We start from the raw sequence: 15202 nt of genomic DNA, 5'->3' as shown, positions 1-15202 counted from the left end.
ACGGCTAGAACCCCTCAGACTACCCGATTCTTACGGGAACCGGGCAGCCCGTGCGGCTATGGCTGCTCTTTATCACCTTCTTTAGTGGGACTGCCCAGCATCAGTAGCTCGTTCACGTTGACCTCTGTGATGTAACGCTTTTCTCCTTCGGCTTCATAGACGCGGTGCACCAGCTTTCCTTCCACCATAACCTCATTCCCCTTTTTAAGGTATTTTTCTGCCACGTCGGCCAGCTTGCCCCAGATCACGATGTTGTGCCATTGCGTTTCCTCCACCTTTTCACCTTTCTGATTTTTGTAGTTGTCGCTGGTAGCGATCGAGAATGATGCCTTTTTACTTTTGCTGAAACTTTTCACTTCGGGATCCCTGCCCAATCTTCCGATCAGTTGCACGCTGTTTCTCATGCTTTTCATAAGTGATGATTTTTTGATGGTTAATGATTTTTATGGTTTGCCAGTTTGTTTGTTATCGCGACTGACGATGCAAAGGTGGGGGCTGAAAAAGGGTGCAGTCGTATGAAAAACGCTTATAATCGATTATATTCGTTTGTAAACATTTTAAGATGCCCTCTCCTCAAGAAAAACTTTGCCTTGAATGCCAGGCTGCGTTCAGGGGAAGGATCGACAAAAAATTTTGCTCAGACACCTGCCGGATCGCCTACAACAACAGGCTCAACAGCCACGACATCGGTTACATGAGAAACGTGAACAACATCCTTCGCAGGAACAGACGTATTCTCATGGCGCTGAATCCGGATGGCACCAGCAGGGTAAGCCAGGACAAGCTCGCATCCAGAGGCTTCAACTTCAATTATTTCACCAGCATTGATACCACAAAAGGTGGTGCGCAGTATTTTTACTGTTACGAGCACGGGTATTTGCCTCTTGAAAAAGAGCAATGCCTGCTGGTGATCAAGAAAGATTTTAATTGATATTCCGTTGACAACACTGAACCTGATCTCGGGCCCCAGAAATATTTCTACGGCCCTCATGTATTCTTTTGCCCAAAGGAATGACATCCAAGTTGAAGATGAGCCGTTTTATGCGCTCTACCTTTCAAAAAGTGGTGCGCAACATCCCGGAAGGGATGAAGTGCTGGCTTCTCAGTCGCCCGACGAAGCTACCGTAAAGGCGCAGCTCGCTTCGGCAGGCAAACCGGTGTTGTTCGTAAAAAATATGGCGCACCACATGGAGGTGATGCAAGCTCCGTTTATCGAAAAAGCGATCCATATTTTCCTCATCCGCGACCCGAAGCAGATCATCGCCAGCTATGCACAGGTGATTGAAAATCCTGTGATGCGCGACATCGGCATCGAGTATCAGTATCAACTTTTCCAACAACTGGAAAAAAAGGGCGAACAACCGATTGTTCTTGATTCGGGACTGTTATTGGAAGATCCTGCCAGTGTGCTGGAAAAGCTTTGCCACCGTTGTGCTATTGGTTTTCAGCCTGCCATGCTTCATTGGAAGGCCGGTGCGAAACCTTATGATGGTGTTTGGGCTCCTTACTGGTATGAGAATGTACACCAGTCCACGGGTTTTAAAAAACAGCAGACCAGCGATCGCCCTTTACCGCAACATTTGGGGCCTCTCTATCAGCAGGCCAGGGGTTATTACGAAAAACTGTTACCATTTTCCATAAAAGCTTGACCCATAGCGAAAATAATCTTTACTTTACTCAAGCCCATTTTTACCCGCCCGATTGAAAAGGATTTTACTGGTTAATTGATTAGCTCACGTACGTGTAGCTACAGGTGAAGTATGTTGCAAAAATTTAATCCACAAAACTCTAACATCTTTATTCACGTTGGAGGGAGGCTCATGCCACGTCAAGAGGCAAAAGTTTCCGTTTTCGACAGCGTAGTGCAGGGCGGAGACGCAGTATGGGAAGGGTTGAGGCTCTATAAAGAAGGCATTTTCTGCCTCGACCACCACCTTGACCGCCTCCAGGCTTCAGCGCATGCGTTGGCATTTGCGCACATCCCCTCCAGGGAAGAGATCAAAAAGGCCATTGCCGAAACCCTTCAGGCCAACGGTATGACTGACAACACCCACATCAGGCTTACGCTGACCCGTGGCGAGAAGGTTACGTCAGGCATGGATCCGCGCCTGAACACAAAGGGCTCGTGCCTGATCGTGCTGGCCGAATGGAAACCGCTGGTGTATGACAACGACTCGGGGATCAGGGTGATCACCTCCTCACAACGGAGGAACAACCCGCAATTCCTCGACTCCAAGATCCACCACAACAACCTGCTCAATAACATCCTGGCCAAGATCCAGGCCAACGTTGCCGGAGCAGACGCGGCCATCATGCTCGATGACCACGGATTTGTGGCAGAGCTTAACGATACAAATATTTTCCTCATCAAGGATGGTTCAGTATTTACGCCGCACGCCGATGCCTGTCTTCACGGCATCACCCGCGGCCTTACCATAGAAATTTGCGCGGAGCTGAAGATACCTGTGGCAGAAAAAAATCTGTCACTTACAGAATTCTATACAGCAGACGAAGTTTTTGCAACCGGTACAATGGGAGAGCTCACGCCCGTCACCGAGATCGACGGCCGTAAGATCATCAACCATTCAGGCAAGAAGACCTATAAAAAGATCATAGAACACTTCAAAAACCTAATACCCAAGTTTTCCAAACAACTTAACTAAATTCTTATGGCAACAACAAAGAACAATTCTGTCAAGTTTCTGTCCGGCGAGCGCTGGAAGGAACTGGAGCTAAAGAAGGGCGTGACTACCAAGCGGTACGCCATTTCCAACCGTGGAAGGATCGTAAGTTTTAAAACCAAGATCGAAGAAGGTTACATCCTTCGTCCGCGCCTTACACAAGGTTATCCCAGCGTGACCATCGGCCGTGAAGCCAATCGTCAGAATTATTACCTGCACCGTCTCGTGGCGGAATACTTTACCAAAAAACCGAGCCCGAAGCACAACTTCGTGATCCATGTCGATCACATGAAAGAGAACAATAAAGCAGATAATCTGAAATGGGTAAAGCATGAAGACCAGATCTCCCATGCATTGAAAGACCCGAATGTGGTGCTGCGCCAGAATCCGGAAGAAGGACCGAAATTGAATGCCGGCAAAGTTCGTCAGATCAAACGTGCACTGAAGGCCAAGAACCAACCTACACTGAAAGCGCTTGCTAAACAGTTCAAGGTTTCTGATATGCAGATACACCGGATTAAAACAGGTGAGAACTGGTCGCACGTTACCGTATGATCACCAGTTCAACAACTTGTGTATGACTATTAAAGTTGGCTTGCTTTCTTTCTACCGACGATCGTCCGTCCGCAACTGACGATAAAAGCAACTGCTTCTAAAACCGTAAGCTTCCCGTTGCAGCGTTGCTGAAAGAAAGCAAGTCTTGATTACGATTATTTACCGCCCAGTCCGCAAAACCGGGGCAAAACATTCTGACGCCTCATCCCTGATGCTCTTCTACAGATAAGAAAGCCACCAGTATGCATGCTTTTTCCTGTAGTGTCCAAACCATCGGCATGGAAAATACAAGGCAGCCACCACAAGCGCCCAAACCAGGTAGATCCGCCAGAGACGAAACGCATATGCCTGCGGAAGCTCAGCCGCAAACGAAAGATTGACGGGCTTGCCATAAGCCACCACGGTCCAGGCATACGCAGCTACACTGATAACGACAAAGTGTAGCAGGAAGTAAAAGAAGGGCACCTGGCCAAACACCTGCAGCCAGGCCGTAACTCGGTTCTGATGCCTGTTGAAAAAAGACAGCAGCAACACGCCGATGCCGATAGTCACAGAGAGAAACAACAGCGACGGCGGATATTTGGTCACATTCAAAAATGAGCACACCGTAAAGATCCATCCTCTTGACTGAACACTCCAGGGAACCGGATCGCCATAAACATTGAGAGCCCGCACCACCAGAAAAACCCCAAGCAGCACCACTCCCAGCATGCACAGCTGACGATTCAGCCGTTCGGCAGGAAGTGTGAACCAGTGACCAACAACATACCCTGCGATCATCACCGCGGTCCAGGGCAAAATGGTATAGGCTACCAGCAATGTCGGCATACCTTCACCCAATGGAAACACAAAAGGGCTGTTCACCAGCAACGCGGGAAAAAGATTGGACGCCGTAACGGCCTGGATACCGGGCAAAAGATTATGCCCCGCTACAACAACAATCGCCAGTGCAGCGAGCACCTTCCGCGGTAACCAGATCAGGGCCGCCAGCAGGATCATCGACCAGCCTATTACCCAAAGCACGGCAAAGATGATGAACTGATAACGCCATTCTACAATGAAAGTGAACACAACAACTTCCACCACCACGAGCCAGAGTCCTCTCGTGAGCAAAAACACACTCACCTCCTTCCGTGATCTTTTCTGCGCGAGCTGAAATACACTGACGCCTGCGAGGAAAACGAACGTTGGAGCACACAGGTGGGTAATCCAGCGCGTGAAGAACAGCGGCACCGAAGTTTGAGTCACATCTTCAGGGCGGAACGGTGCCACACCCCAGAAGTCACGCACATGATCGATCGCCATGATCACCATCACCAGGCCGCGAAGAATGTCTATGGAAGCAATGCGTGTTTTTACAGACGATGAGGTCAGCGTTGACTGGTCAGCAAGTGCGTATGGCATAAAGATCGGTTAGCATAAAAGCTAAAGATACCGATCGGCAGGATAAAATTCCATGTGAAAAGTTGCGGAACTTAATAGTTGACAGTTGACAAAAGGGCAATTGACAACAGATATACAAGGCCACCTGGGTACAGCACTGATCCAGTGACGTATACCGCACATGTTGTCAATTGTTTTCTCGTCAACTGTCAATTGTTTACCCTTCGTTCACCTTGATCTCTTTATGATAACCATTGGCCAGCCGGTTGAACGGCAGGTTCACTACCAGCTCTTCATTTTCCAGCCGCGCTTTGATCTTGCTGATATCGATGTAATACGGTACGTTACGGTTATAAACAAATCGCGGAAGCTGGATCATTCTGTCGGTGCAGATGATGTTGATGAAATAAAAAATGGAAAGCGTGTTGTTATGTACTTCCACATGTATTTCATCCAGCTTGATACCGGGTATTTTCAGACGGATCTCGCGGAAATCTTCATAGTGGATGAGATTGATCTGCGGCTCACTCACACCACCATTCACCGTATTCAGAACATCGATCGATGTTATCAGATCCAAATAATTTGCTCTTTTCATGCTTCCTCCCCTTCCTGGTGCCAATGTCATAAGAACAATTACCATTCCAATCTCGCAGACAAAACGACGTCTATCTGGCCATTTTGACTAACTTTATGTTTGCGTATGCTGCCAGATTTCGAAAACATCAGCTACCTAAGAAGCGGTTCCCCTATCCAGCGGAAAGCTTACGATCTGCTCATACATTCAAAAATATTGTACCACCTCAGACCGTTCCGTCCCATATTAACCGGCACTTTGCCGCTTGACCTTTTCATCGACGGAAAAAGTGATCTCGACATCATTTGCCAGAGCAGCGACTTTGAAAGTGTTGAAAAATTTCTGCTGCGTACATTTGCCGCCTATTCTGGTTTTTCTATTCTGCAAAAAAATACCCGATCGGTGCCTACGCTGATCTGTCGTTTCCACCTTGAGGGATTTTTATTCGAGCTGTTCTTTCAGGCAACCGATCCAAGAGAACAAATGGCTTACCGCCACATGCTCATCGAGTATAAACTTTTGGAAAAAGGCGGTGATACCTTCAGACGCCGGGTGATGGAACTTAAAATGCAGGGTACTAAAACCGAACCAGCCTTTGCCGTGTTGCTTGGACTACAGGGAGATCCGTATGAATCCCTGCTTTCACTGGAGGAATAATGGTAATCGGTATTCGGTAAATCGGTGATCGGTAGGCACAGTACGACCGATACCGATTACTGATTACTGATCACTGATTACCGGTTACTGATTACTGACTACCGACTCCCATTTTACCGATTTGTTTATCATCTTTACGTTACCCACGCTAATCTGCCCTTGTTATGAACCCTGCTGTTATCATTACACAGAATTTATCGAAGTCATTCAAAACAAAAGTACTGAGCGACATCAACCTCACCATTCAGGCCGGGGAGATCGTTGGTTACATCGGGCCCAACGGCGCAGGCAAAAGTACCACCATCAAGATCCTGACAGGTATCATTCCCGATTTCGACGGCGAAGCAACGGTGCTGGGCTTCGACATCCGCAAAGAACCGCTCGAAGTAAAACGACGCATCGGATACATCCCTGAAAATGCGGCGTTGTATGAAACGCTTACGCCGCTGGAATACCTGCATTTCATCGGGCAGCTCTACAAACTTGAACGAACCGAAATAGAGAAAAAAGGAAAAGAGCTCCTGAACCTCTTCGAGCTCGGCAACTACATGGAATCGCGCATGACCACCTTCTCAAAAGGCATGCGCCAGAAAGTGTTGCTCATCGCCGGCATGATCCACAACCCTTCGTTGCTTTTCCTGGATGAACCACTCTCCGGACTCGATGCCAACGCGGTGATCCTGGTGAAGGAGATCCTGACTCAATTGAAACGCAGTGGCAAAACAATTTTTTACAGCTCGCACATCATGGACGTTGTAGAAAAGATCTCGGACCGCATTGTGATCATCAACAAAGGTGAGATGATCGCCAACGGCACCTTCGAAGAGCTCAATTCACAGGCGCACCGCGGATCGCTGGAGAAGATCTTCACAGAGCTTACCGGCAACCAGCAGCACGTTTCCGCCGCCGGGCAATTCATCAACATCCTCGAAAGCAAATAACGATGAACGACATCCTTCTGAAAGTGCTCGACCTGCTGCGGGGCCTTTACAAGCTGATGGGCGTTAACTACCCGCAGCTTCGCGCCATTGTGAGCATCAAACTGACCATGGACAACCGAAGGCAGGTGATCTCTTACCGAAAAAAAGAGAACAAGGAACCGGCCAATACATTTCTGATGACCATGTTCTTCTACGCGCTGTTCGGAGGTTTCATCGCGCTGGGCCTGTATGGCGTTTCTTCTTTTATGCTGGCGATGGTTGTGTTCTTCAGCTACATTATGGTGATGGTGGCGATGACACTGATCACGGACTTTTCGTCTATCCTGCTCGACACCAGCGACAATACCATCATCCTGCCCAGGCCGGTCGATAGCCGCACGTTGTTCATCGCCCGCACCACGCATATTTTCCTTTACCTCAGCCAGATCACCATAGGGCTGTCGGCTTTTCCCGCGTTGGTAGTGCTGTTAAAGTACGGTTTTGTGATGCTGTTGCTTTTTATTGTGGCCACTACCCTGGCCGTGATCACGGCAGTGTTCATCACCAATGCTTTCTACCTGCTCATTCTTCAATACGCCAGCGAAGAGCGCCTGAAAAATGTGATCAACTATTTCCAGATCGTAATGGCGGTTGCCATTATGGGAGGCTATCAGCTGATGCCACGAATAGCCGGCAGGTTGAATCTTGAGGATTACGTTTTTGAATTCAAATGGTGGAGTTTTCTCGCCCCACCCGTGTGGATGGCCGGTGCGCTCGAAACCTGGCACCTTAAAACAACCGATGCGGCACACCTGATCCTCACCGTTTTTGCCATTACACTCCCGGTACTCGGATTTTACGTCGTGAACAAATACCTCGCGCCGGCGTTCACCAGAAAGCTGGGTGTAATGGGTGTTGAAACAAAGACAACCGAAGCAAAAAGCACCAAAGCCGGATGGGGCATGCGCATCGCACCGCTGATCACACGCAACCGACTGGAGCAGGCTGCCTTCGAGCTCATCTCGCGTGTTGTGGGCCGCGACAGAAAGATCAAGCTGAAAGTGTATCCTTCGTTCGGTTATATTCTTGTATTCGGATTCATCTTCATGTTCAGGGACCAGGGCGGATTTACGAACGCCTGGCATAATCTACCCGATACCCAGAGTTACCTGTTCCTGATCTATCTCTCGTTCATGATCCTGCAGGTGGCACTGTATGAGATACCTTATTCGGATGACTTCAAGGCGAGCTGGATCTATTTCTCCTCTCCGCTGGAAACGCCGGGAGATATTCTTGCCGGAACAGTGAAGGCGCTTTTCGTGAGGTTGTTCCTACCGGGATACATGGTCATCAGCCTCGTCATTGGCGTGGTGTGGGGCTGGAAGGTGCTGGGTGATATTGTTTTCGGCCTGCTCAACAACCTGTTGATGCTGCTGATCCTGGTGCTGATCAACCGGCGTTATCTGCCGCTATCGGTTGCGCCCAACGCGCGAAACCAGGCGGGAAGTTTTATCCGAGGCCTGATCGTGCTGATCCTGGCTGGTGCTTTGGGACTCACGCACTATCTGCTGGCAAAAAGTCCGGCACTGCTCATGGCAGCCATCCCTGTACAGGCACTGGTTGTCTACTGGCTTTTCAACTTATACCGGAAAACCGGCTGGCGCCAGCTTACTCTTTAAAACGGAGCTTGAAGAACAATAAGGTAGAAGCGAGCATCAGGGTGAGCAGGTTGGCCGCGATCACCGGAATGTCTCTGACGATCAGTCCATAGGTAAGCCAAAGGGCCACACCAAGACAAAACAGGGAGAACATTCCTAAAGAAAGGTCTTTGGCAGAACGTGTCTTCCAGGTTTTGATCACCTGCGGAAGAAACGCTGCTGTTGTCAACGAACCGGCTGCTAATCCAAGTAGCTGGATGGAATTCATAGTTTTAAATTGCTTACACAAATATAACGCACTGGAAGGTGTCTGGTTGCGGAATGTAATTTTGGGTGAAATATTTCGTATTACATCGATTGCGGAAAAACAGCTCAGACCCTGCTTTACCTGTTAGGGTCATAGGTGATCCTTTCCTTGCGAGTAGCCAGTTCGCTGAGCTGGAAACCGAATCTGATTTGAAACCGTCTTGGATGAATCGGGTTTTTATCTTCGTTATTAAGGTTGTACAGCAGGGTCGTGTTCAAATAGAGCTTTGGATGAACTAGGATCTTCTTACCGATACCAACAAAGTAGTTGTTCCTCCATTCACGTTTAGCGTGATCATTTAACTTACCAGATAGTCGACTTCGCTCCCATTCACCATAAGTAAAAAAACCTTTGAAGACACCGTAATTAGCGAACCCTTTAAAGCTGGTGTTCACCGGTGAGACATACCAGTTGTGTTTTATACTGTCCCTGAAAGTATGCCGGTAATTCATGCCCACGCCTAGCGAAAACCTCGTTGTGAATTTATAACCTAGCAGTGGCGACAGATCGATAGAAACCGGGCTGGTGCTCACAATGTTGAAATTACCACCAATCACGAGGTGCTCCCAAAAGGTTTTACCTTGCATAGATGTCCTTTTTACCGCAGTGCTGAGATCTTCAGAATTTGATATGTCTCTGTATTTTGACAAAAGCTTACTGACCTTTGCCTGAGACATTTGCAGTTTACCTACGTGCGTGGCAAAATAGTCGAGTGCCTCTCCTACCGCTTTATCCTTTCCCTGTTCTTTTAACCTTTCCTGGTCTGTGTACTGCTCATACTGTTTGCTGTATTGCCCGGGCAGGTTCTTTAGCTTCCCCGCTTCTGCAAACTCCTCCGACAGTGTGCCAGCTCCCGTTAGTTTTTGAAACTGGCTCACTGCACGGTTTTCTGCCATAGAAAACAATTGCTCAGGGTTTGAATCAAAAACACCGGCGAGGGTATCGATTCCGGGAACCTGAGCTGCAACTGATTGCCAATTCACTGAGTCTCCGTTGAGCTGATATTGCTCCATCAGGTGCTGAAAACCAGGATAAAGGCTGGCCTTTTGTAAAGCAAGCTGTTTTACTTTCTGTTTTGCTTCCACGCGTAGACTATCGGATGCACTCGAATCTTTCGCCACAACGTACCATTGCTTCAATTTAGCATCTAACGAGTCCATTTGTGAGAGTTTGTTATTCGGCACCATTATTCCTTTTCTGGCCAGGCGTTTTCGAATTCTCTCCTGCTTGTGGTCAGCACGATAGGTGCTATCAAGAAGTTTCTTGTAGTACTTCTCTTGTTTCCTGAAATGTTTTGCACTGTCTCTCTTATAGAATTTATAAAACTTCGTCAGCCTTTTGTGACCCGATTTGATCGTTGAAAGTTTTTGGGAGTGCCTGGGAGAAAGATTGACGTTTAAGCTTTGAGCATGTATATAACAGGGCAAAAAGATCAATGACATAAGTAAACCAACCTTGTTCATGAATAAATTTTATTGGAAGCTGCTGCTGAATACACTGATCTCTTTACGAACACCCGGTTTATTATCACTATGATTCAAACATGGCGCGACACCTATCGAATCATTTCTTAAAAGAGAATGACTTATTCTTTTATCGAAGAGAACATGAATTTTACCTACAACGTTATACGTTTCCATCAATGCTTATCCTCTCTAAACCTTTTTGCAATAATTTTTATTTCACTCCCTGTTGAATTCAAACTAAACTTATAAATTTTCAATTTCACATCACTAATTACTCCCTTCCACTTTGAGTAAAGGCTTTTTAAATCCTGATCACTTTCTTCAAGTTCGGATGCATTTAAAATAGTTTCATTTGCCACTATGCCAAAATTCAAATTCATAGAAGCCCAATAAACCTCTTCAAAAATAAAATTAGTTTTCCCTTTTTCTTCTGGCAATTCGACTTCAAATATGATAGTGTCCTTAATGCCTGGACTATTCCTATCGATTTGTATATTTTTTATAATCGCATCATGCCAATAAATATCATTAAAGTTCATTTTATTGTTGTTTATAGTTTACCACCAAGGCCAATTTCCTGTAAAATGTTTTCCCTTACCATTCAAGTGATAGTGACTGAAATTCGGTCCTTTCATATTCGCTGGTGTTGGTGGGTCAATTCGCAGTTTCTCAATAAATTTCCCATTTTCTACTATTCCATAGTTAGAGCTGCGGAAAGGATTTTCTACAAATTCACTTGGAATCTTTGCTCCTTTCGGTAGCACTACTCCTTCCTTTGTAACAAGGAAAACGTTACTTTCAGCTTGTATTACCATCTTAGTGGCGACGGTTTGAACTTCAGAAGCAGTGCTTATTGTGCGAATAGTTCGCAGAAGACTGGAAAATGCTCCTAATTCCGTAAGCCCGCCCCCCAAATTCAAGGTAGCACTCCCATAATCCCCATTTCTGGCATCAATCAATCCATGTGCTACACCACCAACGATAGGTATGGCTCCTCCCACATACGACATCACCTGAAGGAAAGTGCCGTGTCGACCGCTCGCATATTGCTCTCCATAAGACTGATATGGATTATAATTGCCTGCCCTATGGGCCATATCTGTATTCCACTTTTCAAGCGTCGGCGCCCACAAACGCTGCTGCATGACATAAGAGGCATTATTAGCCATCTGCCCATACTGATAAGCTGTATTCTGCCATTGTGCTTGAGCTAGGAGTTGAGCGTTATAAAAAGGCCAGGTCATATTATAAGCAGGATTTGCCGTCCGGCCATCCGGGTCAACAAAGGAAAGCGGGTTATTCAGCACAAAATTATAAGGAGAGTGACCGTAGAAATTCTCGGCCAAAGGATCAACACTATTGAATCTTCCTAACGCAGGCTCATACATCCTCGCTTCGAAATCATACCAGTTCAGGTCAAGATCTTTCTCAAATGACTTTCCCTGAAACAGCATACGATTCCGTAACGACGTGCTGTACTTATTATTCTGAGGATTGACAGCGTCCGTGCTCACGGCATACAACCTGTCGGAATGATATTCATTGAATGGAAGACCAAAAGGATAATAGTCTGTTGCTTGTGTTACCTGCAACGACGCGGCATTCTTTTGATGAACGATGTAAAATTCGTCGAAGTAAACGTCTACGTTTGCCTGGTTGTTTTCGTTGGCTACATAGATGTAGAGATGCCCATTTGTAGTTGCGGTAAATGAACGGTCAAGCTTTTCGAACTTACCATACGCCTGTTCAGAAATTCCTTTAGTGCCGAACCTTATAAAATTATTGGCATCGTCAAAAAACAGGTATACCAGGTATGCCTTAGGTGTCGTAGAAGTTTGACCAAGTCCGATTGATGCCGATGGCGCATAAGTATTGAAACCAGACCAAAGCGTTGCCGTCTCACCACTGTTAGCAATATTGAAGCTGTTAGCGCCTGTTAATGCGCTCACCAATGCTGATGAAACAATATTGTTGGTATTGCTGCCACCCTGGTTATAACGTGCGAACACTTCCATATATACCGCATCACCCTGCTGCACCTTCAGATATTTCGCCGGACCTATCGGCGTACCTGCCAGGCCATTGAGCTTGGCAGCCCTGTCAGGAGACGGTGTATTTTCAGAAGCCGGTGTATAGTTGACCGTAGCTGTTGCGGGTCTTGTCTCATTCAGATTCCTGAATCCCAGATTCTGTTCGACAGTTGCCAGGCCAGGTTCCATGGTAGCCCTGTAGCTGGCGGTTTCTTTGAAGGAGCCAAATCCGACCCTTGTGTTGCCCAGGTAGTCACTCAGAAAATATTCATAATCATAGCCTGTGCCGTTGTTAAGGACCCTTCCCTCGGGATGAAGAAAGAAGGAAAGCCTGTTTTCATCATACTGATATTTCTTACTGTACCTGGTTGTCCAAACGTCTGTGCCATTAACATTAATTTTCCGGGACAACTTGTTCCCTAACGCATCATACGTATAATAAATCCTATCTACCTGTCCACCACTCCTGGTGAATTGCACCATCGTAGGCAGGTTCAAATGATTGTACGTAACCTCCGAAACGCTCTTGTTATGATCGAACTTGAGATTTCCATTCTCATCATATCTATATTCTTCAGGATCACTGGCTGCGGCCGGCCGAAAGCCTAATTTGTTGCCGGTTACATCCTCCATATTGATGATGTGATCGGTCTTTTCATCTGATGATGTATAATAGTCATAAGTCAGATCATCGATCAGCGTTTTGGCTCCTTGAACTTTGTTGTAACGCTTCAGCCCGTTGATGTTTCCGTGTTTGTCATAACCCGTGATCTCCTCATCAAACATCCCACCTTCTGCATTCCAAGCACCAGCGTTCTTAGTGGCAGAATAAGCGTATTTAATGCGACTCAGCGCGTCGTAGTCAAATCCGTAAATGCGTTCCGCTGGAGTCACACCGCTTTGCAGTGTATTGGTTTTCCACTTAACAGCTGAGATCTTACCGTCATAGTATTTTTCCGTTGTATAAGCACTGTTAATAGGAGACAGAGATGTTGGATTGTATTCTATCTCCATCCCGAACAGATCGCTCTGTGAGTCCCCTGCCTGTGCAGCAAGCGAGCTATTGTTGATATGTGTGATCCATCCGCGGATGTTGTATTGGTAATCCACAGATTGCAGATAAGTGCTACCGCCATCGTTTGAGTGCAGATTCTTCTCCACAAGCCGCCCGAGCTCATCATACTTGTTAGAGACAAGAATCAAGGGTGTAGCACCATTGACCGAATGCCTGATCTTTAATACACGGCCAGCATTGTCATAATCGTAGGTATACTCTTCAAACAGGGAAGAATATGAATTTTTGTGGTGTTTTTTTTCGAGACGTCCTGCGAAATCAAATTTATTAGTTGTTACCACAACGCCACCAATATCAGCCTCATCTATCGACTGGGCCATATGATAATCATCATAATAATATATCACTGAGTTAAGCCACTTATCAGGCTGACCCAGCACGCGAACTTTTGATCCGGTTTGATATCCCTTGACAGCACCCAATTTTTCTGAAGCCGGCGGATAGCCCGCCACATTTTGATAGCTGAAATCGTTACTCTCTTCGTCCCAGCCAGTAAGAACAAAGTCATAGTTATCCAAGAAATTGACCACGTAAACATCATCTTCGTCGATACCTGAAAAGGGAAAAGAGTTTCCAAGCGTGTACATCGCACCATTCTCGACCAATGTTTCAAACCGGCTGGCATCAGACACATTCATCGCATTGGTTTGCAAGGTGCCATGCGCAGTTGATGTAGTATATATACCGGCTAAAATGGGACGATTAAAACGGTCATATTTCACAAAAGACCACTGATTGGCAACACTTTGTTTCGGGTCCTGTGAGAGCACAAGGCGGTCCCACTTGTCATACACATATAAGTACCATCCAGTGCCCGGAACCTTCTTTTGGGATACTCTCCCATATTTATCGTAAATAAACTGATATGCCCAACGGTCAAGAAAAGTCTGGCGTTCAGTGTCTGTTTGAAAGCCCAGGTACTGCGAAATAACAGCAGAAGCCTCTGGCGGAAATACAATCCTTAACCTGTCCTGATCATCGTATACATAGTACGTTTGCAACCAGGATCCATCAGTACCCTGAACTTCTTCCAGCACCTTTCTATTAAAAAAGTCTGTATAAGTTTTTGTAACGTGATCCTCCTCATCAGTTGCCTCTGAGTAAGCCAGCGCTCCCACGGGATAACGTCCGGTCGGGTTTTCATAAGTGGCGAGGCTGGGGATACCGGAGGTTTCATTGTATTGCCAGAAAAGAATGTTGGCGCTTACATCTATTTTAGAAAAAGCGGAAATGCCCCGGTCATTGGTTTTCCAGTCGTTTCCAGGGGAGAAAGACCGAAGGGTGCGACTGAGTGGAGAACTCTCCAGTTCATTTTCTGTAAACGGACGACTATCGTTAATAATCCCCGTTGGTCCATAAAAAGCCGATTGATCGGAAAGGTAGTTTGCCTGAAACTGACCATTGGCTGAACCGGCGACATACGGTAAATAGTCAAAGGGAGATCTTCCAGCGTTGTCATAAGTAAAATATTTAACCACATCTTTTCCCAGGGGACTGTTTCCTTGAGAAACCTCCTGCGACGTCCGTCCCAATCCATCAACATATTGATAGTTCACTGCGATCTGCGAAGGAGTCAGATAAGGGATCTGGTCTTCGTTCACAATATCCTTTACCAGGATATTTTCGGTGCGGATAAAGTTCTTATCAAGGGAGGAAGGAATATTCTGCTTGATCCTTGAAGCTTCCGCAGGTTTGACGAAGAATACTCCTTGCTGAGCCGCGCTTATCTTGATATTTCCCCCGCCTCCAGGAGGTGAAAGCTTAACCCCCTTTGTATAAATGTATGACTTGTTTTCGTAGGCAGTTTTCTCGGCATACTCCACAAGCTCCCGGTTTTGCGCCGAAAGTTTGAAGCCGATAATTAAGAACAGTATTAATATTTTTTTCATAAAC

Annotated in this window: 14 protein-coding genes; 7 read left to right on the top strand and 7 right to left on the bottom strand. The window is 46.5% G+C overall.

The annotated features are described in order from the left end of the window. Positions 1-56: 56 nt before the first annotated feature. Entirely contained in the window at positions 57-413 is a 357-nt protein-coding gene (locus KK083_RS16460; protein ID WP_254164684.1) for a single-stranded DNA-binding protein, read from the bottom strand. A gap of 149 nt (positions 414-562) precedes the next feature. On the opposite strand from KK083_RS16460, the gene KK083_RS16455 reads away from it, so the two are divergent. The 4 genes from KK083_RS16455 to KK083_RS16440 all read left to right on the top strand — a co-directional run bounded on the left by KK083_RS16455 (position 563) and on the right by KK083_RS16440 (position 3236). After that, on the top strand, positions 563-931 hold the full coding sequence (locus KK083_RS16455) for a hypothetical protein (RefSeq protein WP_254164682.1): 369 nt from the start codon (positions 563-565) through the stop codon (positions 929-931). Between the two features lie 7 nt (positions 932-938). Then, a complete protein-coding gene (locus KK083_RS16450; protein WP_254164680.1) occupies positions 939-1649 on the top strand; it encodes a sulfotransferase-like domain-containing protein in 711 nt (236 codons plus the stop codon). A 171-nt stretch (positions 1650-1820) separates the two neighbouring features. Then, positions 1821-2663 carry an aminotransferase class IV gene (locus KK083_RS16445; RefSeq protein ID WP_254164678.1) on the top strand — a complete coding sequence of 281 codons (843 nt, stop codon included), beginning with the start codon at positions 1821-1823 and terminating at the stop codon, positions 2661-2663. A 6-nt stretch (positions 2664-2669) separates the two neighbouring features. Continuing rightward, complete coding sequence (locus tag KK083_RS16440) at positions 2670-3236, top strand: NUMOD4 domain-containing protein (protein WP_254164676.1); 567 nt, start codon at positions 2670-2672, stop codon at positions 3234-3236. Between the two features lie 219 nt (positions 3237-3455). Here the strand turns inward: KK083_RS16440 and KK083_RS16435 are convergent, their stop codons facing one another. Both KK083_RS16435 and KK083_RS16430 read right to left on the bottom strand, forming a co-directional pair. After that, positions 3456-4640, bottom strand: coding sequence for an acetyltransferase domain-containing protein (locus KK083_RS16435; RefSeq protein ID WP_254164674.1), 1185 nt, complete (start codon positions 4638-4640; stop codon positions 3456-3458). A 196-nt stretch (positions 4641-4836) separates the two neighbouring features. Beyond that, entirely contained in the window at positions 4837-5199 is a 363-nt protein-coding gene (locus tag KK083_RS16430) for an Hsp20/alpha crystallin family protein (protein ID WP_254164672.1), read from the bottom strand. Positions 5200-5322: 123 nt separating this feature from the next. Here KK083_RS16430 and KK083_RS16425 point away from each other — a divergent pair, with 123 nt between their 5' ends. From KK083_RS16425 to KK083_RS16415, 3 genes are all read left to right on the top strand, one after another. Further along, on the top strand, positions 5323-5853 hold the full coding sequence (locus KK083_RS16425; protein ID WP_254164671.1) for a DUF4269 domain-containing protein: 531 nt from the start codon (positions 5323-5325) through the stop codon (positions 5851-5853). A gap of 164 nt (positions 5854-6017) precedes the next feature. Further along, positions 6018-6794, top strand: coding sequence for an ABC transporter ATP-binding protein (locus tag KK083_RS16420; protein ID WP_254164669.1), 777 nt, complete (start codon positions 6018-6020; stop codon positions 6792-6794). A 2-nt stretch (positions 6795-6796) separates the two neighbouring features. Beyond that, positions 6797-8452, top strand: coding sequence for a hypothetical protein (locus KK083_RS16415; RefSeq protein ID WP_254164667.1), 1656 nt, complete (start codon positions 6797-6799; stop codon positions 8450-8452). Here the strand turns inward: KK083_RS16415 and KK083_RS16410 are convergent. The 4 genes from KK083_RS16410 to KK083_RS16395 all read right to left on the bottom strand — a co-directional run bounded on the left by KK083_RS16410 (position 8442) and on the right by KK083_RS16395 (position 15198). Continuing rightward, positions 8442-8699: a SemiSWEET transporter gene (locus KK083_RS16410; protein WP_254164665.1), complete on the bottom strand. Its 258-nt coding sequence runs from the start codon at positions 8697-8699 to the stop codon at positions 8442-8444. The two genes, KK083_RS16415 and KK083_RS16410, sit on opposite strands and share 11 nt — an antisense overlap. Before the next feature lie 116 nt (positions 8700-8815). Further along, complete coding sequence (locus KK083_RS16405) at positions 8816-10201, bottom strand: porin family protein (RefSeq protein ID WP_254164663.1); 1386 nt, start codon at positions 10199-10201, stop codon at positions 8816-8818. Between the two features lie 176 nt (positions 10202-10377). After that, complete coding sequence (locus KK083_RS16400) at positions 10378-10743, bottom strand: hypothetical protein (protein ID WP_254164661.1); 366 nt, start codon at positions 10741-10743, stop codon at positions 10378-10380. Positions 10744-10761: 18 nt separating this feature from the next. Beyond that, a complete protein-coding gene (locus KK083_RS16395; RefSeq protein ID WP_254164659.1) occupies positions 10762-15198 on the bottom strand; it encodes a DUF6443 domain-containing protein in 4437 nt (1478 codons plus the stop codon). Positions 15199-15202 lie beyond the last annotated feature (4 nt).

Source organism: Chryseosolibacter histidinae (assembly GCF_018598225.1).
Taxonomy (GTDB): domain Bacteria; phylum Bacteroidota; class Bacteroidia; order Cytophagales; family Cyclobacteriaceae; genus Chryseosolibacter; species Chryseosolibacter histidini.
Note: the sequence above shows the minus strand (reverse complement) of the source record. Positions and strands in the feature narration are given on the sequence as shown.

What these genes read in the sequence shown, in the direction of transcription:
- KK083_RS16460 (WP_254164684.1), bottom strand. Translation starts at nt 413, where the DNA reads ATGAAAAGCATGAGAAACAGCGTGCAACTGATCGGAAGATTGGGCAGG.
- KK083_RS16415 (WP_254164667.1), top strand. Translation starts at nt 6,797, where the DNA reads ATGAACGACATCCTTCTGAAAGTGCTCGACCTGCTGCGGGGCCTTTAC.
- KK083_RS16420 (WP_254164669.1), top strand. Translation starts at nt 6,018, where the DNA reads ATGAACCCTGCTGTTATCATTACACAGAATTTATCGAAGTCATTCAAA.
- KK083_RS16455 (WP_254164682.1), top strand. Translation starts at nt 563, where the DNA reads ATGCCCTCTCCTCAAGAAAAACTTTGCCTTGAATGCCAGGCTGCGTTC.
- KK083_RS16410 (WP_254164665.1), bottom strand. Translation starts at nt 8,699, where the DNA reads ATGAATTCCATCCAGCTACTTGGATTAGCAGCCGGTTCGTTGACAACA.
- KK083_RS16400 (WP_254164661.1), bottom strand. Translation starts at nt 10,743, where the DNA reads ATGAACTTTAATGATATTTATTGGCATGATGCGATTATAAAAAATATA.
- KK083_RS16435 (WP_254164674.1), bottom strand. Translation starts at nt 4,640, where the DNA reads ATGCCATACGCACTTGCTGACCAGTCAACGCTGACCTCATCGTCTGTA.
- KK083_RS16425 (WP_254164671.1), top strand. Translation starts at nt 5,323, where the DNA reads ATGCTGCCAGATTTCGAAAACATCAGCTACCTAAGAAGCGGTTCCCCT.
- KK083_RS16405 (WP_254164663.1), bottom strand. Translation starts at nt 10,201, where the DNA reads ATGAACAAGGTTGGTTTACTTATGTCATTGATCTTTTTGCCCTGTTAT.
- KK083_RS16445 (WP_254164678.1), top strand. Translation starts at nt 1,821, where the DNA reads ATGCCACGTCAAGAGGCAAAAGTTTCCGTTTTCGACAGCGTAGTGCAG.
- KK083_RS16395 (WP_254164659.1), bottom strand. Translation starts at nt 15,198, where the DNA reads ATGAAAAAAATATTAATACTGTTCTTAATTATCGGCTTCAAACTTTCG.
- KK083_RS16440 (WP_254164676.1), top strand. Translation starts at nt 2,670, where the DNA reads ATGGCAACAACAAAGAACAATTCTGTCAAGTTTCTGTCCGGCGAGCGC.